Origin of the sequence: Pseudoxanthomonas kaohsiungensis (assembly GCF_010211765.1) — a bacterium.
GTDB lineage: Bacteria > Pseudomonadota > Gammaproteobacteria > Xanthomonadales > Xanthomonadaceae > Pseudoxanthomonas > Pseudoxanthomonas kaohsiungensis.
The window spans coordinates 13917-37445 of the sequence record NZ_PDWO01000003.1 but is presented as its reverse complement, the minus strand read 5'-3'; the positions used below and the strand labels follow the sequence as shown (position 1 = coordinate 37445).

General features: G+C 68.7%; 20 protein-coding genes and 1 tRNA gene. 17 read left to right on the top strand and 4 right to left on the bottom strand.

What is annotated here, in order from left to right; translation table 11 throughout:
• Positions 1 to 389: 389 nt before the first annotated feature.
• Positions 390 to 1301, top strand: a complete 912-nt coding sequence (lpxC, locus tag CSC66_RS04470) for a UDP-3-O-acyl-N-acetylglucosamine deacetylase (protein ID WP_162376195.1) — start codon at positions 390 to 392, stop codon at positions 1299 to 1301.
• Positions 1302 to 2013: 712 nt separating this feature from the next.
• On the opposite strand, the gene CSC66_RS04465 is transcribed toward lpxC, so the two are convergent.
• Complete coding sequence (locus CSC66_RS04465; RefSeq protein WP_374318811.1) at positions 2014 to 2508, bottom strand: DciA family protein; 495 nt, start codon at positions 2506 to 2508, stop codon at positions 2014 to 2016.
• On the opposite strand from CSC66_RS04465, the gene CSC66_RS04460 reads away from it, so the two are divergent.
• From CSC66_RS04460 to CSC66_RS04450, 3 genes are all read left to right on the top strand, one after another.
• On the top strand, positions 2507 to 3448 hold the full coding sequence (locus tag CSC66_RS04460; protein ID WP_162376193.1) for a M23 family metallopeptidase: 942 nt from the start codon (positions 2507 to 2509) through the stop codon (positions 3446 to 3448). The two genes, CSC66_RS04465 and CSC66_RS04460, sit on opposite strands and share 2 nt — an antisense overlap.
• A 357-nt stretch (positions 3449 to 3805) precedes the next feature.
• Positions 3806 to 6556, top strand: a complete 2751-nt coding sequence (gene secA, locus CSC66_RS04455) for a preprotein translocase subunit SecA (RefSeq protein ID WP_162376192.1) — start codon at positions 3806 to 3808, stop codon at positions 6554 to 6556.
• 449 nt (positions 6557 to 7005) lie between these two features.
• The gene (locus tag CSC66_RS04450; protein ID WP_162376191.1) at positions 7006 to 7953 is read left to right on the top strand and encodes a Nudix family hydrolase; all 948 of its coding nucleotides are present in this window, start codon (positions 7006 to 7008) and stop codon (positions 7951 to 7953) included.
• Positions 7954 to 8309: 356 nt separating this feature from the next.
• Here CSC66_RS04450 and coaE read toward each other — a convergent pair whose 3' ends face one another.
• From coaE to CSC66_RS04435, 3 genes are all read right to left on the bottom strand, one after another.
• A complete protein-coding gene (coaE, locus tag CSC66_RS04445; protein WP_162376190.1) occupies positions 8310 to 8924 on the bottom strand; it encodes a dephospho-CoA kinase in 615 nt (204 codons plus the stop codon).
• A gap of 217 nt (positions 8925 to 9141) precedes the next feature.
• Positions 9142 to 10005 carry a prepilin peptidase gene (locus CSC66_RS04440; RefSeq protein WP_162376189.1) on the bottom strand — a complete coding sequence of 288 codons (864 nt, stop codon included), beginning with the start codon at positions 10003 to 10005 and terminating at the stop codon, positions 9142 to 9144.
• A gap of 18 nt (positions 10006 to 10023) precedes the next feature.
• Positions 10024 to 11283, bottom strand: coding sequence for a type II secretion system F family protein (locus tag CSC66_RS04435; RefSeq protein WP_162376188.1), 1260 nt, complete (start codon positions 11281 to 11283; stop codon positions 10024 to 10026).
• A gap of 561 nt (positions 11284 to 11844) precedes the next feature.
• On the opposite strand from CSC66_RS04435, the gene CSC66_RS04430 reads away from it, so the two are divergent.
• The 13 genes from CSC66_RS04430 to CSC66_RS04370 all read left to right on the top strand — a co-directional run bounded on the left by CSC66_RS04430 (position 11845) and on the right by CSC66_RS04370 (position 23449).
• On the top strand, positions 11845 to 12270 hold the full coding sequence (locus CSC66_RS04430) for a pilin (protein WP_162376187.1): 426 nt from the start codon (positions 11845 to 11847) through the stop codon (positions 12268 to 12270).
• A 213-nt stretch (positions 12271 to 12483) separates the two neighbouring features.
• Positions 12484 to 14214, top strand: a complete 1731-nt coding sequence (pilB, locus tag CSC66_RS04425) for a type IV-A pilus assembly ATPase PilB (protein ID WP_162376186.1) — start codon at positions 12484 to 12486, stop codon at positions 14212 to 14214.
• Positions 14215 to 14447: 233 nt separating this feature from the next.
• The gene (locus CSC66_RS04420) at positions 14448 to 14924 is read left to right on the top strand and encodes an REP-associated tyrosine transposase (RefSeq protein ID WP_238394280.1); all 477 of its coding nucleotides are present in this window, start codon (positions 14448 to 14450) and stop codon (positions 14922 to 14924) included.
• A 506-nt stretch (positions 14925 to 15430) separates the two neighbouring features.
• Entirely contained in the window at positions 15431 to 15874 is a 444-nt protein-coding gene (ybgC, locus tag CSC66_RS04415; protein WP_338016014.1) for a tol-pal system-associated acyl-CoA thioesterase, read from the top strand.
• 91 nt (positions 15875 to 15965) lie between these two features.
• A complete protein-coding gene (gene tolQ / locus CSC66_RS04410) occupies positions 15966 to 16742 on the top strand; it encodes a protein TolQ (protein WP_162376184.1) in 777 nt (258 codons plus the stop codon).
• A gap of 57 nt (positions 16743 to 16799) precedes the next feature.
• Entirely contained in the window at positions 16800 to 17237 is a 438-nt protein-coding gene (gene tolR / locus CSC66_RS04405) for a protein TolR (protein ID WP_162376183.1), read from the top strand.
• The gene (tolA, locus tag CSC66_RS04400) at positions 17227 to 18222 is read left to right on the top strand and encodes a cell envelope integrity protein TolA (RefSeq protein ID WP_162376182.1); all 996 of its coding nucleotides are present in this window, start codon (positions 17227 to 17229) and stop codon (positions 18220 to 18222) included. Before tolR ends, tolA begins: the two co-directional genes overlap by 11 nt.
• A gap of 591 nt (positions 18223 to 18813) precedes the next feature.
• Positions 18814 to 20130, top strand: coding sequence for a Tol-Pal system beta propeller repeat protein TolB (gene tolB / locus CSC66_RS04395; RefSeq protein WP_162376181.1), 1317 nt, complete (start codon positions 18814 to 18816; stop codon positions 20128 to 20130).
• An 82-nt stretch (positions 20131 to 20212) separates the two neighbouring features.
• The gene (pal, locus tag CSC66_RS04390; RefSeq protein WP_162376180.1) at positions 20213 to 20722 is read left to right on the top strand and encodes a peptidoglycan-associated lipoprotein Pal; all 510 of its coding nucleotides are present in this window, start codon (positions 20213 to 20215) and stop codon (positions 20720 to 20722) included.
• 3 nt (positions 20723 to 20725) lie between these two features.
• Positions 20726 to 21544 (top strand): tol-pal system protein YbgF, encoded by an 819-nt coding sequence (ybgF, locus tag CSC66_RS04385; protein ID WP_202935597.1) that lies wholly within the window; start codon positions 20726 to 20728, stop codon positions 21542 to 21544.
• 296 nt (positions 21545 to 21840) lie between these two features.
• Entirely contained in the window at positions 21841 to 22500 is a 660-nt protein-coding gene (gene queE / locus CSC66_RS04380) for a 7-carboxy-7-deazaguanine synthase QueE (protein ID WP_162376179.1), read from the top strand.
• Positions 22501 to 22660: 160 nt separating this feature from the next.
• Positions 22661 to 23341: a 7-cyano-7-deazaguanine synthase QueC gene (gene queC, locus CSC66_RS04375; protein ID WP_162376412.1), complete on the top strand. Its 681-nt coding sequence runs from the start codon at positions 22661 to 22663 to the stop codon at positions 23339 to 23341.
• Between the two features lie 32 nt (positions 23342 to 23373).
• A tRNA-Lys gene (locus CSC66_RS04370) sits at positions 23374 to 23449 on the top strand.
• The last annotated feature ends 80 nt before the right edge of the window (positions 23450 to 23529 follow it).

Here is a 23529-nt window from a genome sequence, read left to right as displayed (position 1 = left end):
GCCTGCGGAACAGTGATGTGTGTGTCGCCGCCGGCGCTGGCCGGCCTGCGGCGAAGCAAGCCCCGGGGCGCGCCTGCCATGGCGCGCTGCAGTCCCGGTGTCCGTGGTCCCTTGCTGCCGGGCCGGCCAGGCCCGGCAGGTTTTCGTTGCCCTCGCTGCGCGCCTTCCGTCCGTGTAGGAGCCCATCTTCATGGGCGACCCGAGGCGGCTGGATTACCGGTGCCATCGCCCGTCCCGTGCCCTCGGGTCGCCGATGAAGCGGCTCCTACGGGAAGGGCGTCATGCGGTCCCGGGCACGCCTGGCAGTCCGTTAAGATTCAGCTAAACGCGTGATATTCTCAGGCACTTCACGCGACACCCCATACGGATATCCCGTCGCAGGTGACCCCATGACCCGGCAGCGCACCCTCAAGAACACGATCCGCGCCACCGGCGTGGGCCTGCACAGCGGCAACAAGGTCTACATGACCCTGCGCCCGGCCCCGGTCGACCACGGCATCGTGTTCCGGCGCACCGACCTGGAGCCGGTGGTGGAAGTGCCCGCGGCCGCCGGCCTGGTCACCGAGACCACCCTGTGCACCGGGCTGACCTGCGGCGAAGCCAAGATCCAGACCGTCGAGCACCTGATGTCCGCCGCCGCCGGCCTGGGCGTGGACAACATGATCGTGGAGCTGTCCTCGGCCGAGCTGCCGATCATGGACGGCTCGTCCGGTCCATTCGTGTTCCTGCTGCAGTCGGCCGGCATCGCCGAGCAGGACGCGCCCAAGCGTTTCATCCGCATCCTCAAGGACGTGGAAGTGCGCGACGGCGACAAGGTCGCCCGCTTCAGCCCGTTCGACGGTTACCGGCTGGACTTCACCATCCAGTTCGACCATCCGATGATCCCGGCCAGGCAATCGCGCCACACCCTTGAGTTCTCCACCGCGTCCTACATCCAGGAGATCTCGCGCGCGCGCACCTTCGGCTTCATGCGCGACCTGGAATACATGCGCGAGCTCAACCTCGGCCTCGGCGGCTCGATGGACAACGCGATCGTGCTGGACGAATTCCGCGTGCTCAACGAAGACGGCCTGCGTTACGCCGACGAGTTCGTGCGCCACAAGATCCTCGATGCGATCGGCGACCTGTACCTGGTCGGCGGCCCGATCCTGGGCGCCTACGAGGGCTACAAGTCCGGCCACGCGCTCAACAACAAGCTCGCCCGCGCCCTGCTGGCCGACGCCAGCGCGTGGGAGAAGGTGAGCTTCGAAGACGTCGCCGCCCCGGCGCCGCTCGCCTACGGCATGCCCGCGCTGGCCTGACCGCTCCCCGCGCGCACCAACCCGCCGTCGTAGGAGCCGATCCTCATCGGCGACCCGATGCCGCGTTCGACACAGGCGACGCCCTCACTTCTCCGACGCCCGGGTCGCCCATGAAGATGGGCTCCTACAGGGGTCTGCGCCGCTGCCTGTAGGAGCCGATCCTCATCGGCGACCCGATGCCCTGTCGACACAGGCGACGCCCTCACTTCTCCGACGCCCGGGTCGCCCATGAAGATGGGCTCCTACAGGGGTCTGCGCCGCTGCCTGTAGGAGCCGATCCTCATCGGCGACCCGATGCCGCGTCGACACAGGCGACGTCCTTATTCCTCCGACGCCCGGGTCGCCCATGAAGATGGGCTCCTACAGGGGTCTACGCCGCTGCCTGTAGGAGCCGATCCTCATCGGCGACCCGATGCCGCGTCGACACAGGCGACGCCCTTATTCCTCCGACGCCCGGGTCGCCCATGAAGATGGGCTCCTACAGGGGCCTTGTCGGCCATGGACCGGCTTCACGGGATCGTCCAAGTGACGCCTCCAAACCTGAACAGGCCATTCAGTCCGGAGAACGTTTTCAGCCCTTCAGGGACTTTCACGAAGCGTGAACCCCATCCGCGATCCGTATCCCGCGTAACGAATCTTTAATGATTCGCTAACGACGTGAGGGGGATGTGACGATAGGATGCCCCGCGGGTTGTCCTCCAACGGCGAAACACTACGTTGCAGGGCCGGTCGAAGACCCCGGGGCAGGAGCCTCGGAGCCCGGGGAATCCGACGGATCGGATTCCCGCAGGGATGCCAATGCGTCGCCGACGGCTTGCCGGGCGGTCGCTGAAACCAGGGGGGGCGTTGCGCTGGCCGGTCGAGGCGGATGCAACGGACCGGTAGTCGTTTTACAGATGACTGCGGTGGGGTTCAGCCCGACGGAGCGGGCCGCATCGAGGAGTTCGGCTTCTGCCAGGCGCACCCGCGCCCGCCAGACCGGGGAATCGGTGACAAAAACGAGTTGTCCGCCGGAAACGTTGGCCAGTCTGCAATGGCCGGCCAGCCCGGGGGGCAGCAGGGGACGCAACTGCTGGTCCAGCGCATCGAGCCAGAGGGCTCGGCGCAAGGTGGCGCCAGTTTCATCCGCCAACGCCGCTTCGGCTGCGGGACGCGGGACGGCCGCCGTGCGGGCGTTGGGCTTCAAATCAGGCATACCCGAAAGCATGAGCTATAAATTCATCGTAAGAAACCCGCGTGGTAACCACGCCAATGGACTGGTCGGGCGCCTGCAGGCGCTGGCCACCCGGCGACCCGCCGCCGCCCTGGCCGCGGTGCTCGGTACCGGCGTCGTCCTGGGCACCGGCGTCGGCGTGGCGATCGGCGTCGCCAGCGCCCAGCACACCGAAACGCGCCTGGCCGACCAGCAGCGCGAGCTCGAGCAGGTCAAGCGCCAGTCGCAGCAGGAAATCAACGCACTGGCCGCGCGCCTCGGCGAACTGCAGGCCCAGGCCAACCGCCTCAACGCGCTCGGTGAGCGCCTGACCGAAGCGGGCCAGCTCGAAGACGGCGAGTTCGACTTCCAGGGCACGCCCGGCCAGGGTGGCGCCGGCATCGCCCGCGACATGCCGCGCGACGAACTGGTCGCCGGCCTGGATGAGGTGCAGCAGCAGTTCGAGACCTCCGGCCGCCAGCTGGGCGTGATGGAGTCACTGCTGTTCGACCGCCAGCTCGAGAACAACACCCTGCCGGTGCGTTCGCCGGTCCGCCGCAGCTACATCACCTCCAGTTTCGGCAACCGCGCCGACCCGTTCGGCCGCGGCCGCCAGTTCCACAAGGGCATCGACTTCGACGCCAATGTCGGCGACGCGGTCATGTCGGTGGCCGACGGCGTGGTCAGCTTCGCCGGGTCGCGCAGCGGCTACGGCATGACGATCGAGGTCGACCACGGCAACGGCTACGTCACCCGCTACGCGCACAACTCGCGCCTGACCGTGAAGGCCGGCGACCTGGTCCGCGCCGGCGAACAGGTGGCCAAGGCCGGCTCGACCGGACGCTCCACCGGCGCCCACGTCCACTTCGAGGTGTGGGAGAACGGCCGCGTGGTCAATCCGCGCAAGTTCCTCGCCGACGGCCGCGCGCCGGTCGCCAAGCGCGGACGCGGCTGAGCCCCGCTGGCCCACGCTGCCGGGATTCGCAGGCCCGCCCCCGCAAAGGGGCGGGCCTGCGCGCTTCTGGAGGAGCCGATCCCCATCGGCAAACCGATGGGGTCGGCATGGGCGACGGCTCCATGACTCCCGACGCCCCTGTCGCCCATGAGGATGGGCTCCTACAAGCAAGGGCGTAGTCGCGCCTTTCGGGGGGCGGGGTGATCGATGGCACGGTCCCCGGCCGTCTTGAGATCGTCGCCGCGCGCCCCAAGCTACAATGGCATGTTGCCCCGGACAGGGCCGGTTGCGCGCTGTCCGCAGGATCCGACGCACCGCGCCGGACCCCCGGGCGTTCATTCCCAACCGGCCTCATCGATGATCAACAAACTGCTCACCCGTGTCTTCGGCAGCCGCAACGAACGGCTCCTGCGCCAGCTGGACCGCATCGTCGCCAGAATCAACGCGCTCGAGCCGGAGATGAAGAAGCTCTCCGACGACGCGCTCAAGGCCAAGACCCCGGAGTTCCAGCAGCGTATCGCCGCCGGTGAGGCGCTCGACACCGTCCTGCCCGAAGCGTTCGCGGTCTGCCGCGAGGCCAGCCACCGCGTGCTGGGCATGCGCCACTACGACGTGCAGCTGATCGGCGGCATGGTCCTGCACCTGGGCAAGATCGCCGAGATGCGCACCGGCGAGGGCAAGACCCTGGTCGGTACCCTGCCGGTGTACCTCAACGCCCTGGAAGGCAAGGGCGTGCACGTGGTCACGGTCAACGACTACCTGGCACGCCGCGACGCGGCCTGGATGGGCAAGCTTTACAACTGGCTCGGCCTGAGCGTGGGCGTGGTCTACCCGGGCATGCCGCATTCGGACAAGAAGGCCGCCTACGCCGCCGACATCACCTACGGCACCAACAACGAATTCGGCTTCGACTACCTGCGCGACAACATGGCGCTGTCGAAGGCCGACCGCTTCCAGCGCGGCCTGCACTACGCCATCGTCGACGAGGTGGACTCGATCCTGATCGACGAGGCGCGCACCCCGCTGATCATCTCCGGCCCGGCCGACGAATCGCCCGAGCTGTACATCCGGGTCAACCGCATCGTGCCGCAGCTCAAGCGCCAGGAGGCCGAGGAAGGCGAGGGCGACTACTGGGTCGACGAGAAGGGCAAGCAGGTGCACCTGTCCGAGGCCGGCATGGAGCACGCCGAGCTGCTGCTGCGCCGCGCCGGCATCCTCGGCGAGGACGACGGCCTGTACGGGGCCAACAACCTGTCGGTGGTCCACCACCTCAACGCCGCGCTGCGCGCGCACGCCATCTACCAGCGCGACGTGGACTACATCGTGCGCGACGGCGAGGTGGTGATCGTCGACGAGTTCACCGGCCGCACCCTGGCCGGGCGGCGCTGGTCCGACGGCCTGCACCAGGCGGTGGAGGCGAAGGAGGGCGTGCCGGTCCAGCGCGAGAACCAGACCCTGGCCAGCATCACCTTCCAGAACCTGTTCCGCATGTACAAGAAGCTGTCCGGCATGACCGGCACGGCCGACACCGAGGCGTACGAATTCCAGAGCATCTACGGCCTGGAAGTGATCGTGATCCCGACCCACAAGCCGGTCCAGCGCAAGGACCATCCCGACCAGGTGTTCCTCAACCGCGAGGGCAAGTTCCGCGCGGTGCTGGCCGACATCGAGGACTGCTTCAAGCGCGGCCAGCCGGTGCTGGTGGGCACGACCTCGATCGAGACCTCGGAGATGCTCTCCGACTACCTGCGCAAGGCCGGGGTCGTGCACGAGGTGCTCAACGCCAAGCAGCACGAGCGCGAGGCGCAGATCGTCGCCAACGCCGGCCGGCCGGGCGCGGTGACCATCGCCACCAACATGGCCGGCCGCGGCACCGACATCGTGCTCGGCGGTTCGCTGGAAGCCGAGTTGCACGAACTGGGCGAGGAAGCCAGCGCGCTGGACAAGGCCAAGGTCCGCCGGGAGTGGCAGAAGCGCCACGACCAGGTCAAGGAGGCCGGCGGCCTGCACATCGTCGGCACCGAGCGGCACGAGTCGCGCCGCATCGACAACCAGCTGCGCGGCCGCTCCGGCCGCCAGGGCGACCCGGGCTCGTCCCGCTTCTACCTGTCGCTGGAAGACAACCTGATGCGCATCTTCGCCTCCGACTGGGTGCAGAAGGCGATGCGGATGATGGGCATGAAGGAAGACGACGTCATCGAGGACAAGCTGGTCAGCCGCCAGATCGAGAAGGCCCAGCGCAAGGTCGAGGCGCACAACTTCGACATCCGCAAGAACCTGCTGGACTTCGACGACGTCAACAACGACCAGCGCAAGGTGATCTACGCCCAGCGCGACGAACTGCTGGATGCCGACTCGGTCAAGGACAACATCGACGGCATCCGCGGCGACGTGGTCGCCGAGCTGGTGTCCCGCTACGTGCCGGCCGATTCGGTCGACGAGCAATGGGACCTGCCGGGCCTGGAGGCGGCGCTGGAAGGCGAGATCGGCCTGCGCCTGGACCTGCAGGGCCTGGTGAAGGGCGCCGAGGAGCTGGACGCCGAGGGCATCGAGCGCCACGTGCAGGATGCGGTGGCGGCGATGTTCGAGCAGAAGGAAGCGCAGCTCGGCGCCGAGACCGCGCGCGCGCTGGAGAAGCACATCATGCTGACCGTGCTCGACCAGGGCTGGAAGGAGCACCTGGCGCGCATGGACTACCTGCGCCAGGGCATCCACCTGCGCGGCTACGCGCAGAAGCAGCCCAAGCAGGAATACAAGAAGGAAGCCTTCGAGCTGTTCTCGGAGATGCTGGAGAACGTCAAGCGCCAGGTGGTGACCCTGCTGGCGCGGGTGCGCGTGCGCACCGAAGAGGAGATCGCCGAGCTGGAGGCGCAGGAGCGCGCCCAGGCCGAGGCCCGGCTGCGCCAGGCCCAGTTCCAGCACGCCGCCGCGGCCGGCTACGACACCGAGGACGAGGTCGCCGCGATCGAGCGCGAGCGCCACGCCAGCGTGATGGGCACCGCCGCCGCCGGCACCGTCGTGCGCGAGGCGCCGAAGGTCGGCCGCAACGACCCGTGCCCCTGCGGCAGCGGCAAGAAGTACAAGCACTGCCACGGGCAGCTGGCCTGACCGAAGGCCCATCGGCGACCCGGGACCCGGGTCGCCGCCGATGAAAAGGCCGTCGCGCTCGCTGTAGGAGCCGATCCTCATCGGCGACCCGCCGCACGCCGGCGCGGCCGCGCCATTCCGCGATCCCATGCGACCCCGGTGTCGCCCATGAGGATGGGCTCCTACACGAGGCGCGTGCTCCTGTAGGAGCCGATCCTCATCGGCGACCCGACGCACGCTGGCCGACCGAGTCGACCCGCGATCCGATGCGTCCCCGGTGTCGCCCATGAGGATGGGCTCCTACACAAGGCGCGTGCTCCTGTAGGAGCCGATCCTCATCGGCGACCCGACGCACGCTGGCCGACCGAGTCGACCCGCGATCCGATGCGACCCGGGTGTCGCCCATGAAGATGGGCTCCTACAGAGGGATGTGATTCCAGCGGGCGGGCAGGGCCGGGTAAGCTGCCCCCATGGAAACTCCGCTCCGCTCGATCCACGTCGTCGCCGGCGTCCTCACCGACGTGCGCGGGCGCGTGCTGCTCGCCCGACGCGGCGAGGACAGCGACCTGTCCGGCCTCTGGGAATTCCCCGGCGGCAAGCGCGAGCCCGGCGAGAGTTCGGAAGCGGCGCTGGCGCGCGAATTGCACGAGGAGCTGGGCATCGAGGCCGAGGTCGGCGGCGCGCTGATCGAGGTGCCGCAGGAGTACCCCGGCAAGCGCCTGCGCCTGGAGGTACGCGTGATCCCGCGCTGGAAGGGCACCCCGCGCGGACGCGAGGGCCAGGCCCTGACCTGGGTCGCCCCCGAACGGCTGGCGCGTTACTCGATGCCCTCGGCCGACGTGCCCGTGGTGGGTGCGCTGCGCCAGCCGGATCGGTACCTGGTCACCCCCGAACCCGGCGACGAACCGGCCGCCTGGCGCGACTCGCTCGCGCGCGCGCTGGCCGACGGCATCGAGCGGGTGCAGCTGCGCGCGCGCAGCCTGGCGCCGGCGGCGTATACCGCCCTGGCCCACGCGGTGGCCGAGGACTGCCGCAAGGCCGGCGCCGGGCTGCTGCTCAACCGCGACATCGCGCTGGCCGCCGAGCTCGGCGTGGGCGTGCAGCTGGGCAGCGAGCAGCTGGCCGGCCTGGCCGCGCGGCCGCTGCCCGCCGGCGTGCCGGTTGGCGCGTCCTGCCACGACCTGGAGGACCTGCGCCAGGCGCAGGCGCTGGGTTGCGACTTCGCCGTGCTCGGGCCGGTGAAAGACACCGCGACCCATCCGGGCGCGAGGACACTGGGCTGGGAGGGCTTCGTCGCCCTGCGCGAACAGGTCGCGCTGCCGATCTACGCCATCGGCGGGCTGACCGTCGACGACCTGCCCGTGGCCCGCGGCCACGGCGCGCAGGGCATCGCCGCCATCCGCAGCCTGTGGCCATAACGGCTTCCTGCCTGCCCCCTCCTTGTAGGAGCCCATCTTCATGGGCGACCGGGGCCTATCGGATTGCGAGTATCGCGGGTGAACCGGCGCGCGTCGGGTCGCCGATGAGGATCGGCTCCTACAGCAGCGCGGCCCCCTCTTTTTGTAGGAGCCCATCTTCATGGGCGACCGGGGCCTATCGGATTGCGAGTATCGCGGGTGAACCGGCGCGCGTCGGGTCGCCGATGAGGATCGGCTCCTACAGCAGCGCGGCCGCCCTCTTGTAGGAGCCCATCTTCATGGGCGACCGGGGCCTATCGGATTGCGAGTATCGCGGGTGAACCGGCGCGCGTCGCGTCGCCGATGAGGATCGGCTCCTACAACGTCGCCGCCAGCGCGCGATAGCGCGCGTCCAGGGCCGCGACGGGTGCGTCCAGGTGATCCGGATGCCCGTCGTTGACCAGCACGTCGTCGGCGATCGCCAGTCGCGCCTCGCGCGATACCTGCGCGGCGATCATGCGCGCGGCCAGCGCCTCGTCCACGCCATCCCGCCGCATCAGGCGCGCGCGCTGCAGTTCCACCGGCGCATCCACCACCAGGATGCGGCCCAGCCACGGATACGCGGCGCGCCCCCCGGCCTCGGCCAGCAGCGGGATCGCGGCGATCGCATACGGGCCGGCCGCCGCGCGGCACTCGTGCTCCAGCGCGAGGCGGATCGCCGGATGGGTGATCGCCTCCAGGTCGGCGCGCGCCTGCGGGTCGCTGAAGATCTGTTCGCGCAACCGGCGCCGGTCCAGGCGGCCGTCGGCGAGCAGGATGCCGGCCCCGAACCGCTCGGCGATCCGCGCCAGCGCCGGCTGGCCCGGCTCGACCACCGCCCGCGCCACCACGTCGGCATCGGCCACGTGCACGCCCAGCGCCTCGAAGCGCCGGGTGACCTCGCTCTTGCCCGAGGCCACCCCGCCGGTGAGGCCGATCATGAACTCGCTCATGCCCGCATTGTAGGAGCCCATCCTCATGGGCGACACGGGCGGGCCGGATCGCGAGGTGCCGTGGGCGGTGCCGGCGCGCGTCGGGTCGCCGATGAGGATCGGCTCCTACAGGACGGCTCTTGTAGGAGCCCATCCTCATGGGCGACACGGGCGGGCCGGATCGCGAGGTGCCGTGGGCGGTGCCGGCGCGCGTGGGGTCGCCGATGAGGATCGGCTCCTACCCCAGGCCCGATACCCGCATGTACGCGCCGATCATCTGCTCGCCCCAGAAGAACACGATCCAGCCGGCGATCGCCAGGTACGGACCGAACGGGATCGGCGTGGCGCGGTCACGGCCCTTGTAGGCCAGCCAGGCCGAGCCGATCACCGCGCCCACCACCGACGAGAGCAGGATGATCGGCAGGATGCCCTTCAGCCCCACCCACGCGCCGAGCGCGGCCAGCAGCTTGAAGTCGCCGTGGCCCATGCCTTCCTTGCCGGTGAGCTGCTTGAACAGCCACCACACGCTCCACAGCGACGCGTAGCCGACGATGGCGCCGAGCAGGGCCGGCTTGGCCGGGATGAACAGGTTGTCCAGGCTGGCGACCAGGCCCAGCCACATCAGCGGCAGGGTCAGGCTGTCGGGCAGCAGGCGGGTGCGCAGGTCGATGCCCGACAGCGCGACCAGGTACCAGGTCAGCACCATCGCGCCGAAGCCCTGCCAGCCGAAGCCGAAGCGCCAGGCGCACAGCACCGTCAGCAGGCCGGTCAGCAGTTCCACCAGCGGGTACTGCACCGAGATCTTCTGCCCGCTGTAGCGCGAGCGCCCGCGCAGCGCCAGCCAGCTGAAGACCGGGATGTTTTCCCACCACTTCAGCCGGTCGCCGGTGACCGGATCGTGCGAAGGCTCGACCACGATCCCGGGCGGCGGCGGATCGTAGATCTCCGGCAGCTCCAGGATCTCGCGCGCGTCGCGCTTCCACTCCCACTCCAGCCGCCTGGGCAGGCGCAGGATGACCACGTTGAGGAAGCTGCCGACGGCCAGGCCGACGGCGGCAACGAGCGGGTAGCCCAGCAAAGGCTGCTGGTCGAGGAATGCCATGCGAAGCGGTTCTTCCTGTCAGACGGTCGCGGCGAGCTTGAAGATGGGCAGGTACATGCCGATCACCATGCCGCCGACCAGGATGCCGATCACTACCATGATCATCGGCTCGATCAGGCTGGCCAGCGCGTCGACCGCGTTGTTCACTTCCTGCTCGTAGTACTCGGCCACCTTGAACAGCATGGTGTCCAGTGCACCGGCTTCCTCGCCGATGGCCGTCATCTGGATGACCATGTGCGGGAACAGGTGGGTCTGCTTCATCGCCAGGTTGACCGGATAGCCGACGGCGACGTCGTCGCGGATGCGGTAGACCGCCTTCTCGTAGACGGTGTTGCCGGTGGCGCCGGCCACCGACTCCAGTGCCTCGACCAGCGGCACGCCGGCCTTGAAGGTCACCGCGGTGGTGCGCGAGAAGCGGGCGATCGCACTGTTGTGCATGATTTCGCCGATCACCGGGATCTTAAGGATCACTTTGTCGAGAAAATGCTGAAAACCGGGGGATCGCTTGTAGAAAAAGAAGAAGGCGAAGAAGGCGCCGACAACGACGATCAGAATCATCCACCAGTACGCCACCGCGAATCGTGAAGCGTTGACGATAATCTGTGTGAAGGCGGGCAGGTCCGCGCCGAAGTTCTGGAATGTCGCCTCGAACTGCGGTACCACGAAAATCAACAAGATCGCGCTGACGATAATCGCCACGGCGATCGTCATGATCGGGTAGAACAGCGCCTTTTTAATCTTCCCCTTCAGTGCTTCGACGTTCTCCTTGTAACTGGCAATGGTGTCTAACACCGTTTCCAGGACGCCCGCGCCTTCGCCGGCCCGCACCAGGTTGCGGAAAAGCTCGTCGAACTGCACCGGGTGCTTGCTGATCGCTTCGTACATCGAGGAGCCGCCCTCGATGTCGGTGCGGATCTGGTTGACCATCGCCTTCATGCGCGGGTTTTTCTGTCCGTCGCCGATGATCTCCAGCGATGAGACGATGGGCACGCCCGACTTCATCATCGTCGCCATCTGCCGGCTGAAGAAGGCGATGTCCTTCGGGGTGATGACCTTGCCGGCCGCGCCGAACAGTGGCTTGGGCTTGGGCTTGACCACGGTAGGGGTGATGCCCTGGCGGCGCAGCTCGGCCTTGAGCAGGTTGGCGTTCTTGGAGGGCTGCTCGCCCTTCATCTTGACGCCGCGCTTGTCGGTGCCCTCCCAGATGAACGGCACCAGCTGGCTGGTGCTCCGTTCGACGGGCACGGTCTTCTTCACGGCGCTACGGGTCGCGGACATGCTCAGGTCTCCCCGCCGGCATTCCCCGCGCCGGCTTTCCGCCGCATGGTAGCCGCTATTCCGGCGCCTGACACGCCACCCCCATCACGCTTCCTCCAAGGCGCCGACCGATCCCCGCCACACATATGTGTGTAGGAGCCCATCCTCATGGGCGACCCGACGCCCCCGTGGCAGGCTGCGACGCCTTCGCCCCGGCCCGCCAGCCGGTTCCGGGCGGCCCGCCGGTCGTTGTCGCCAGCCCGCCGCCCCAGGCTGGCCGGCCATGAGTCCCTCGTCCGCACGACCCCAACCCCGCACCTGACCTATTGGGTCACTTTCTGACGTTGCAGGTCACAACCACCCCTGTGCCCCCGATCACGCCCCAAGCGTGCCCGACGGCCGGTCATTAGCGGCCAACGGCTGGTAGACTGAATGCGCTCGACGGGGAGCCCGTACTTGGCACGACATGTGCGTGAATCACCGCACGTGGCTACCCGCCGCGCATTGCCCGCGTTCCGGAAAGGACACGGGTCCGAAAGGTAAAGTGTCCTAACCAACCAACCGCTCTAGGGGATTTGAATCATGAAGAAGAACATGCAGGGCTTCACCCTGATCGAACTGATGATCGTCGTGGCGATCATCGCCATCCTGGCCGCCATCGCGCTGCCGGCGTATCAGGACTACACCATTCGTTCGCGCGTCTCCGAGGCCTTGGTCGTTGCCTCCGGTGCCAAGACGACGGTGGCCGAAAACATCGCCAACGATCCCACCTCGGCTCAGCGCTGCATTGGCGTCCAGCCGATCGCTGCCGGCGGCACCTACCGCAACCTGAACACCCTGACTTGCGCCCCAGCGACCGGCGTGATCACGGTTACCACCCAGGCCCGCGCTGGCAGCGTCACCCTGACTCTGACTCCGAACGTCAGCGCTGCCAACTCGACGATCGATTGGCGCTGCGTCCGTACCGCTGGCGATAACAAGCACGTTCCGGCCGAGTGCCGCGTCTAACTTGCGTGTCGTGAAGGCCTGCTGGCCTTCAAGTGAAGAAACAGGCCCGCTTCGGCGGGCCTGTTTCGTTGTGGACAGGAAGTTTCTGGCATGAAAGTCAGGAAGGCGAACAGCTCCCTTGAATCAACGGCGTAGTGCCGATCGGCGGCTTTCCTTAGTGTGTGGCACGTTCTTTGCGCTATCTTATCGACAGATGTGATCTAGGGGGCAAGCATGAATTCTGCCGTCGCAGCCAACCTCGTCGGCATAACCGGCATCGCCCGCCGCCTGGTACAGGACGGCGCCCTCGACGAGGCGGCCGCCCGCACCGCCATGGCCAAGGCGACCGAGGCCAAGGTGCCGCTGGCTCAGTGGATCGCCGAGAAGAAGCTGGTTGCCCCGGCGCAGATGGCCGCAGCCAACTCGGTCGAGTTCGGCATGCCGCTGCTGGACACAAATGCCTTTGATGCGGCGCAAAACGCGCTCAAGCTGGTCAGCGAGGAGCTGATCCAGAAGCACCATGTGCTGCCGCTGTTCAAGCGCGGCAACAAGCTGTTCGTCGGCACCAGTCACCCGACCCAGACTGCGGCACTGGCCGAGATCCAGTTCCACACCAACCTGGTGGTGGAGCCGATCCTGGTCGACGAGGACCAGATCCGGCGGACCCTGGAGCAGTGGCAGAACGCCGGCGGCCAGATCAGTGGCGACCTGGGCGGCGACGACGAGGGGTTAGACAGCCTCGACGTCGGTGGCGGCGACGAGGATGCCGGTTCGGACTCCGGCGTCGACGCCAAGGGCGACGACACCCCGGTGGTCAAGTTCGTCAACAAGGTGCTGATCGACGCGATCCGGCGCGGCGCCTCTGACATCCATTTCGAGCCCTACGAGAGCGAGTACCGCGTGCGCCTGCGCATCGACGGCCTGCTCAAGTCGGTGGCCAAGGCCCCGGTCAAGCTGAGCCCGCGCATCGCCGCGCGCCTGAAGGTGATGGCGCAGCTGGACATCGCCGAGAAGCGGGTGCCGCAGGACGGCCGCATCAAGCTCAACCTGTCCAAGACCAAGCAGATCGACTTCCGCGTCAGCACCCTGCCGACCCTGTTCGGCGAGAAGGTGGTGCTGCGTATCCTCGACGGCAGCGCCGCCAAGCTGGGCATCGACAAGCTCGGCTACGAGGAGGATCAGCAGGCGCTGTTCCTCGACGCCATCCAGAAGCCCTATGGCATGGTCCTGGTGACCGGCCCGACGGGTTCGGGCAAGACGGTGTCGCTGTACACCGCGCTGGGCATCCTCAACGACGACGTGCGCAACATCTCCACGGTCGAGGATCCGGTGGAAATCCGCCTGCCGGGCGTCAACCAGGTGCAGCAGAACACCAAGCGCGGCATGACCTTCGCCGCGGCGCTGCGCAGCTTCCTGCGCCAGGACCCGGACATCATCATGGTCGGCGAAATCCGCGACCTGGAGACGGCCGAGATCGCGATCAAGGCGGCGCAGACCGGCCACATGGTGCTGTCGACCCTGCACACCAACGACGCGCCGCAGACCATCGCGCGCCTGATGAACATGGGCATCGCCCCGTACAACATCACATCCTCGGTGACCCTGGTGATCGCCCAGCGCCTGGCGCGGCGGCTGTGCTCCAAATGCAAGAAGCCGGTGGAACTGCCGGAACATGCGCTGCTGGCCGAGGGCTTCACCGAGGCCGAGATCAAGGCCGGCGTCACCCTGTTCGAGGCGGTGGGCTGCGACGAGTGCACCGAAGGCTACAAGGGCCGCACCGGCATCTACCAGGTGATGCCGATGAGCGAGGCGATCCAGGCGATCGTGCTGGAGGGCGGCAACGCCATGCAGATCGCCGAGGTGGCGCAGAAGGCGGGCATCCGCGACTTGCGCCAGTCCGCATTGATGAAATGCCGCAATGGCATCACCAGCCTGGCCGAGATCAACCGCGTCACCAAGGATTGATCGCGGCGCTGTTGTAGGAGCCGATCTTCATCGGCGACCCGACGCCGATTGGCGTGCCCGGGGCGTCCCGCGATCCGATGCGCCCGTGTCGCCCATGAGGATGGGCTCCTACAAGGGGGCGCGGGTTTTTTTTTGGCCGAGGACGGTCGGCACTGCCCGCGACGGCGAATTCCTACAGGCGCGCACGGTGCAGCCTGCTGGGGTGGGCTGGCGGCGTCCGGCACGCTGGCGCCATGGACATGCATGTCGACGACCGCTTCCGGGGGCACCGCGCGCTGCGGCGCGGACGGGTGTCGTTGCCGGGGCAGGTCTACCACGTCACCGCGAGCACGCTCGGGCGTCGCCCATGGTTCGCCGATTTCCACGTCGGATGCGAGGCGGTGCGGGCGTTCCACCAGCAGGTCGCGCTGGCCGATGCGCGGCTGCTGGCCTGGGTGCTGATGCCGGATCACGGGCACTGGCTGCTGCAGATGGGCGAGTGCATGCCGCTGGAGCGGGTGGTGTCGCGGCTCAAGGCCGCCTCCGGGGTCCGGGCCAACCGGATGCTGGCCCGTGCCGGCCCCCTCTGGGAGCCTGCCTTCCATGACCGCGCACTCCGTTGCGAGGACGACCTGTTCGTCGTTGCGCGCTACATCATTGCCAATCCGGTGCGTGCAGGCCTGGTGGAGCGCATTGGCGACTACCCCTTCTGGGACAGCGCGTTCCTGTAGGGGGCCGGTTCACCGGCGACTGGGGCGGGGAGCGCGGGGGAGCCATCGAGTTGCCGGCCGCGCGGGGCCGCCCATGAGGATGGGCTCCTACAGGAATCGGTGCCGCTCTTTGTAGGAGCCGATTCATCGGCGACCCGAGGCGGGGAGGGCGGGCGAGCGATCGAATCTGCCGGCCGCGCGGGGGCGCCCATGAAGATGGGCTCCTACAGGAATCGGTGCTGCTCTTTGTAGGAGCCGATTCATCGGCGACCCGAGGCGGGGAGACGGCGGGCGAGCGATCGAATCTGCGGGCCGCGCGGGGGGCGCCCATGAAGATGGGCTCCTACAGGAATCGGCGCTGCTCTTTGTAGGAGCCGATTCATCGGCGACCCGAGGCGGGGAGACGGCGGGCGAGCGATCGAATCTGCGGGCCGCGGGGGGGCGCCCATGAGGATGGGCTCCTGCGACAAGCGATGCGGCTGCCGATACGGAAGCCCCAGGGCTGGCCGCGAAAGCGGGCAGCGGTCATGCTTTGCGGGTCGATCCGATACGGCCCGCCGATGTTCAGCATTCCGATACGCGTTTACTGGGAAGATACCGACGCCGGTGGCGTGGTCTACCACGCCCGTTACGTCGCGTTCCTGGAACGGGCCCGCAGCGATGCGTTGCGGGCCATGGGCCGGGGCCAGCAGACGCTGCAGCAGGCCGGGCTGGTGTTCGCGGTGCATTCGATGCGGCTGGACTTCCTGCGCCCGGCGCGGCTGGACGACCTGCTCGAGGTCACCGCGGAGGTGGCCCGCGTCGGCCGCGCCAGCGTGGTCTTCACCCAGCGCATCCTGCGCGGGGAGGAACTGCTGCTGGCGGCCGAGGTCAAGGTCGCCGCCCTGCGGGCGGAGGACTTCCGCCCCTGCCCGGTGGAGGAGTCGCTGTACCAGGAACTGAAATCGCTGCAGGACGGTCGCAGGGAGTGACCCCTCGCCAGGGGCCACCCGGCACCGGCCTGCAACCCGCCCCGGGCGGTCCACCGCAACAGACAACAGAACCGAGAGAGGAAACGGAAGGATGACCGGATCGATCCTGGCCCTGGTGGCCACCGTGGTGGAGGCGCTGCCGGAAGAGGCGGCCGCCGCCGCGGCCGGTGCCGCAGCCACCGCTGCGCATGGCGGCATCAACTACCTGGACCTGATGCTGCGCGCCAGCCTGCCGGTCAAGCTGATCGTGCTGCTGCTGCTGGCCGGCTCGCTGATCAGCTGGGTGATCATTTTCCGCAAGCTGCGCAGCTTCAAGGCCGCCGACCAGGAGGCCGACGAGTTCGAGAACCGGTTCTGGTCCGGCGCCGAGCTGGGCAAGCTGTACGCCTCGGCGACCGACCGCAACCGCGTGGTCGGCGGCCTGGAGGCGATCTTCGAGGCCGGCTTCCGCGAGTTCACCCGCCTGCGCGACAAGCGCCGGCATGACCCGCGCGCGCAGCTGGAAGGCGCGCAGCGGGCGATGCGCGTGGCCTACACCCGCGAGGTTGGCGCGCTGGAGCGCAATCTCGAACTGCTGGCCAACATCGGCTCGACCGCGCCGTACGTGGGCCTGGTCGGTACCGTGTTCGGGATCATGGTGACCATGCACGACATGGTCAGCCAGGGCGCCCAGGTCGGCATCGCCTCGGTGGCGCCGGGCATTTCCGAGGCGCTGTTCGCCACCGCCATCGGCCTGTTCGTGGCGATCCCGGCGGTGTGGGCCTACAACCGCTACACCACCCGCGTGGACCGGCTGTCGCAGCGCTACGAGAGCTTCTCCGACGAGTTCAGCTCGATCCTGCAGCGCCAGGCCGGCATGGATGAATAACGCGAGTCCTTCGCAAGAGCCCGCACATCCCTGTGCGGGGATTCAACAGGAAAGCCCATGACCACCGGGATGACCCGCCACAAGCGCCGCAAGCTCAAGTCCGAGATCAACGTCGTGCCGTACATCGACGTGATGCTCGTGCTGCTGATCATCTTCATGGTCACCGCGCCGCTGCTGAGCCTGAGCGTGGACGTGGACCTGCCGCAGTCGCAGGCGCGAGCGGTGGACAGCAAGAAGGACCCGGTGATCGTCACCGTCGACGCCGAGGGGCGCTATTTCCTGACCCTGCAGGGCGGCAAGCCCGAGGGCATCGACGCCACCGAGCTGACCGCGCGCCTGGCCGCCTTCGTCGCCCAGAACAAGGACGTGCCGGTGTTCGTCGCCGCGCCGGGCGTGACCGAGTACCAGAAGGTCATGGACACGATGGTCCTGGTCCAGCAGGCCGGCGTGCCGCGGGTGAGCCTGATGAGCCAGCCGGGTGGCAATGCACGCTGACGCCTTCTACCGCCATCCCGGCGACCGCGAGGGCGGGCTGGCCGGCCCGTTCGCGCTGGCGGTCGCCCTGCACCTGCTGGTCGCGCTGCTGTTCTGGGTGGCCTGGTGGTGGTCGCCGCAGCGGCAGGTGGAGCCGGCGGCCGGCTCGCCGGTGATCGAGGCTTCGCTGGTGATGTCGGCGTCCGATATCGCCGCCGCGCAGCAGCGCGCCGAGGACGCGCCCAAGCCCGAGCCGGAACCGTTGCCGCAGCCGATGACCGAGCTGGCGCCGGAGGAAACCGTGCCACCGCCGCAGCCGCTGCCCGAACCGCGGCCGCAGGATGCGGTGGTGGCGCCGCAGCAGCAGGCCCAGGAGTTCATTCCCGAGCCGGACACCGTCGACCAGGACGCCGCGCGCCGCGATGCGATCGCCCAAGAGAAGGCCGAGCGCGAACAGGAAGAGCGCCGCCGCCAGGAGCAGGTCGACCTGACCGAAGAGCGCGAGAAGCAGAAGGCCGCCGAGAACCAGCGCCGGCTGGCGGCGCAGGCCGAGGAAGCCGAACGGCAGAAGAAGCTGGCCGAGATCCGCAGGCAACGCGAGCAGGCCGCCCGCCAGGCCGAACTGGCCGAGCAGAAGCTGCGCCAGTTGCAGCAGGTGCAGCAGCGGCAGGCCGCTGCGGCCACGCCCAGCCAGGGCACGCCGGGGCAGGGCGGCACCAGCGAGGATCTGACCGCCAAGTACGCCGCGGCGATCCAGCAGGCGGTGACCGCGCAGTGGATCCGGCCCGACACCGTGCCGCTGGGCCAGCGCTGCCGCGTATCGATCCGCCAGCTGCCGGGCGGCGAGGTGATCGACGTCCAGGTGCAGGCGGGCTGTCCGTTCGACGACGCGGGCCGCCGCTCGCTCGAGGCCGCCGTCCTCCGCGCCCAGCCCTTGCCCTACCGCGGGTTCGAGAACGTGTTCCAGCGCAACCTGACGCTCAACTTCGAGGCCCAGGACCGCTGAGCCCGACCGGTGCATGTCTGTGTGTGTAGGAGCCCATCCTCATGGGCGACCGCGGTGCCATGGGTCGCGATGGCCCGTCGGCATCCCAGCCGCCTCGGGTCGCCGATGAATCGGCTCCTACAAGAGTGTCGCCCTGGTGCATGCTGACGCTACTTCGAGGCCCGGGACCGCTGGGCCCGGCCGGTGCATGTGTGTGTGCGTGTAGGAGCCCATCCTCATGGGCGACCGCGGTGCCATGGGTCGCGATGGCCCATCGGCATCCCAGCCGCCTCGGGTCGCCGATGAATCGGCTCCTACAGGAGCGTCGCCCTGGTGCATGCTGACGCTACTTCGAGGCCCGGGACCGCTGGGCCCGGCCGGTGCATGTGTGTGTGCGTGTAGGAGCCCATCCTCATGGGCGACCGCGGTGCCATGGGTCGCGATGGCCCATCGCCATCCCAGCCGCCTCGGGTCGCCGATGAATCGGCTCCTACAACCGTGCGGTCCGGGCTACCCCCGACCTTTCACGCCGTTTTCGTTCATGATTGCGAAAATGTTCACGCGCACGCTGCTATTCCTTTCGACCCGCACCGGATGCCCGACCGCTTGCCCATGAAGACTCCCCTGCGCTGGTTCGCCCTGCTCGCCTTCCTCCTGCTGCCGTTCGTGGCCTCGGCCCAGCAGGGCCTGGAGATCGACATCGTCGGTGGCAACGCCTCGGCCCTGCCGATCACCGTGGTGCCGATGCCCTACCAGGGCAGCGGGACCCCGCCGCCGACCGACATCGCCAAGGTGGTGCGCGACGACCTGGCCCGGTCCGGGGTGTTCCGCACCCTGCCGGAAGCGCAGATCCTCGAGAAGCCGACCCGCGGCGGCGAGATCAACTACGCCACCTGGAAGCAGCTCAAGCAGGACTACATCGTGGTCGGCCGCGTGCTCGACGCCGGCGACGGCGGCTACCGGGTCGAGTACGAGCTGTTCGACGTGGCCAAGGCCGAGCGCCTGCTGGGCCTGGCCATCACCGCCCGGCCCAACGCCACCCGCGACGCCGCCCACCAGATCGCCGACGCCATCTACGAGAAGATCACCGGCGTGCGCGGCGCGTTCTGGACCCGGGTGGCCTATGTCACCGCCAGCGGCACGGGCAAGGACATGCGCTTCGCGCTCAACGTCGCCGACGCCGACGGCTGGAACCCGCAGGTCGTGGTCCGCTCGGCCGAGCCGCTGCTGTCGCCGGCCTGGAGCCCGGACGGCCGCAAGCTGGCCTACGTCAGCTTCGAGCGCGGCAACTCCTCCATCTACGTGCAGGACATCGCCTCCGGCGCCCGCGAGCTGGTCTCCAGCTTCCGCGGCATCAACGGCGCGCCCTCGTTCTCCCCGGATGGCCGCCGGCTGGCCATGGCCCTGTCGCGCAGCGGCAATCCGGAGATCTACGTGATGGACCTGGGCAGCAAGCAGCTGACCCAACTGACCAACCATTTCGGAATCGACACCGAGCCGACCTGGAGCGCCGACGGCGGCACCATCTACTTCACCTCCGACCGGGGTGGCCGCCCGCAGATCTACCAGGTGCCGTCCTCGGGCGGCAGTGCGACGCGCGTCACCTTCCAGGGCAACTACAACGCCACCCCGTCCGTTTCCTACGACGGCAAGAAGATCGCGGTGGCCCAGGGCGCCGGCAACACCTACCGGATCGCGATCATGGATTCCAGCCTCGGCTCGCCGCGCTGGAGCACCGTGTCCACCGGCTCCCTCGACGAATCCCCCAGCTTCGCCCCCAATGCCAGCATGCTGCTGTACGCGGCGCGGGAGGGCGGGCGCGGGGTGCTCTATGCCGTTTCGGCCGACGGCCGGGTGCGCCAGCGCCTGGTCCTGGCCGACGGCGACGTGCGCGAGCCGGCCTGGTCGCCCTACCGCAGCGCCCGTTAAAATTCAGTTGTAATATTGCGTCGGTTGAACCGTCCGTTCCTGTTTTTCCCTACCACCACCCAATGCACCACAAGGAATGATCATGAACTCCTCCACCCGCGTCCTGTTGGTTTCGCTGCTGTCCGTGGCCGCCCTGGCCGGCTGCTCCAAGAAGGTCAAGGAAGCCCCGGTCGCCGAGACCACCCCGACCGCCCCGACCGCCCCGGTCGCCGATGACGGCGTCTATGGCCCGGAAGACCTGGATACCGACGCCTGCCTGCGCCAGCGCGTGATCCACTTCGATTTCGACCAGTACACCGTCAAGCCGGAATACCAGGCCGTGATCGCCTGCCACGCCAAGTACCTGCGCGACCGTCCGTCCTCGCGCCAGACCCTGGAAGGCCACACCGACGAGCGCGGCAGCCGCGAGTACAACATGGGCCTGGGCGAGCGCCGCGGCAACGCCGTGTCCTCCGCGCTGCAGGCTGCCGGTGGTTCGGCCAGCCAGCTGACCGTGGTCAGCTACGGCGAAGAGCGTCCGCTGTGCACCGAGTCGACCGAGGCCTGCTGGGCGCAGAACCGTCGCGTCGAGATCGTCTACAGCGCGCGCTGATCCATGCGCTTGAAGCATCCCCTGCGGATGTTGGTCGTGGCGGCCCTCGTGGCCGCCACGCCCGCGTACGCGCAGAAGCTCAGCCTGGCCGACCGGGTCGCCCGCCTCGAACTGCAGGCGAACAACACCCAGGCCAACCAGGACCTGCTCAACCAGATGGAGCAGCTGCGCAACGAGGTGCAGACGCTGCGCTCGACCATCGAGCAGCTCCAGCACGAGAACCAGCAGCTGCAGCAGCGCAACCGGGACCAGTACCTGGACCTGGACGGGCGGCTGAACCGGCTGGAAGGCGGTGCCCTGCCGCCGCCGGCTGCCACCGACGCGCCGGCTTCTTCCGCGGCACCGGCGAGCGCGCCCACCCGCACCGTCACCCCCGCCGCGGCCGAAGCCGCACCGCGCGTGCATGGCGACCCCGGTTCGCTGGCCCAGGCCGGCGACGAGCGTGCCGCCTACGACATCGCCTTCGACGCGCTGAAGTCCGGTCGTTATGACGAGTCGGCCCAGCTGTTCCAGGCCTTCATCGACACCTGGCCGGCCGGCATCTATGCGCCCAACGCGCTGTACTGGCTGGGCGAGAGCTATTACGCCACCAAGAACTACACCCTGGCCGCGCAGCAGTTCGAAACGCTGATCGGCCGCTACCCGACCCACGACAAGGCGCCCGGCGCGCTGCTCAAGCTCGGCCTGTCCCAGTTCGGCAACGGCGACGTGGCACGGGCCGAGGCGACGCTGCAGCAGGTCGTCAGCCGTTATCCGCAATCCGACGCCGCGCGCATCGCCGGCGACCGCCTGCATTCGATCCAGATCGGCCAGCTGCGCTGAGCGCGGCGAGGGTGTCCTCACTGTAGGAGCCCATCCTCATGGGCGACCCGAGGGCGCCCAGGTCCACGGGGTGGGTCCACGGGCGACACGGAGGCCCGGACAGAGCATTGGGTCGCCGATGAAGATCGGCTCCTACAAAAAAAGCCCGCGCCCCGCCGTGTGCAATAGCCCATCCTCATGGGCCACCCCGGGTGCATCGATTCACGAGGCGCCACGGATGCCACGACATGGCTCGGGTTGCCGATGAGGATCGCCTCCTGCGACCCGCCGGGCGCCCGCTGCAACACACAGGACCCATGGATACACCCGCGCCACCGACCCGCCTCAAGCTCACCGAGATCTTCCTGTCGCTGCAGGGCGAGGCGAACGCGGCCGGCTGGCCGACCGTGTTCGTGCGCCTGACCGGCTGCCCGCTGCGCTGCCAGTATTGCGACACGGCCTACGCCTTCCATGGCGGCCAGTGGTGGGGGATCGATGACATCCTGGCCGAGGTCGCCCGCCACGGCGTGCGCCACGTCTGCGTGACCGGCGGCGAGCCGCTGGCGCAGAAGCGCTGCATCGACCTGCTGCAGCGGCTGTGCGACTCCGGCTACGACGTCTCGCTGGAGACCTCCGGGGCGCTGGACATCGCCGGGGTCGATCCGCGGGTATCGCGGGTGGTGGACCTGAAGACGCCCGGTTCGGCCGAGATGGCGCGCAACCGGCTGGAGAACATCCCCCTGCTGACCGCCCGCGACCAGGTCAAGTTCGTGCTGTGCGGCCGCGAGGACTACGAGTGGGCGCGCGACATGGTCGCCGAGCATGGCCTGGCCGCGCGCTGCGACGTGCTGTTCTCGCCGAGCAAGAGCGAACTGGCGCCGCGCGAGCTCGCCGACTGGATCGTCGCCGACCGCCTGCCGGTGCGCTTCCAGATGCAGCTGCACAAGCTGCTCTGGAACGACGAACCGGGGCGCTGAGGCGTCCGCAGCGTCCCCGCCGCCGCAGCTGTAGGAGCCGATCCTCATCGGCGACCCGAGGCCGTGCCGGTGTGGCCGTTTCGCCTCGCGACCTGCCGCGCCCGTGTCGCCCATGAGGATGGGCTCCTACAATGGACCACCCCACATGCGTAGCATCCCCATGAAGAACGCCGTCGTCCTCGTCTCCGGTGGCATGGATTCGGCCGTGGTCCTGGCCATCGCCCGCGAGCAGGGTTTCGCCGTGCACGCGTTGAGCGTGCGCTACGGCCAGCGGCACACCTCCGAGCTCGACGCAGCCGACCGCGTCGCCCGGGCGCTGGGCGCTGTCGCGCACAAGACCGTAGGCGTGGACCTGCGCAGCATCGGCGGCTCGGCGCTCACCGACGACATCGAGGTGCCCGATGCCGGTGGCGAGGGCATCCCCGTCACCTACGTCCCGGCGCGCAACACGATCATGCTCTCGGTCGCGCTGGGCTGGGCCGAGGTGCTGGGCGCGGCGGACATCTTCTGCGGCGTCAACGCGGTCGACTACTCCGGCTACCCGGATTGCCGGCCGGAATTCATCGAGGCGTTCGAGCGGCTGGCCAACCTGGCCACCAAGGCCGGCGTGGAAGGCGCCGGCATCCGCGTGCATGCGCCGCTGCTGCGCATGGGCAAGGACGAAATCGTGCGCGAAGGCCTGCGCCTGGGCGTGGACTTCGGCCAGACCGTGTCGTGCTACCGCGCCGACGCCGCCGGCCGCGCCTGCGGGCACTGCGATGCCTGCCGCCTGCGCGCGGCCGGCTTCGCCGCCGCGGGGGTGGCCGACCCGACGCGGTACGTGGGCGGCGCGATCGGTTAAAATGCCCGCCCGGCCGAGCGCCGGCACCCCGTGGGCCGTTAGCTCAGTCGGTAGAGCATCGGACTTTTAATCCGCTGGTCGATGGTTCGAATCCATCACGGCCCACCAATTGCATCAAGGCCCCCGCCTTCCAGCGTGCTGCGTCAGCTTCCGTGATTTCTCGCGGCTCGTTACCGCGCGCGTTCATG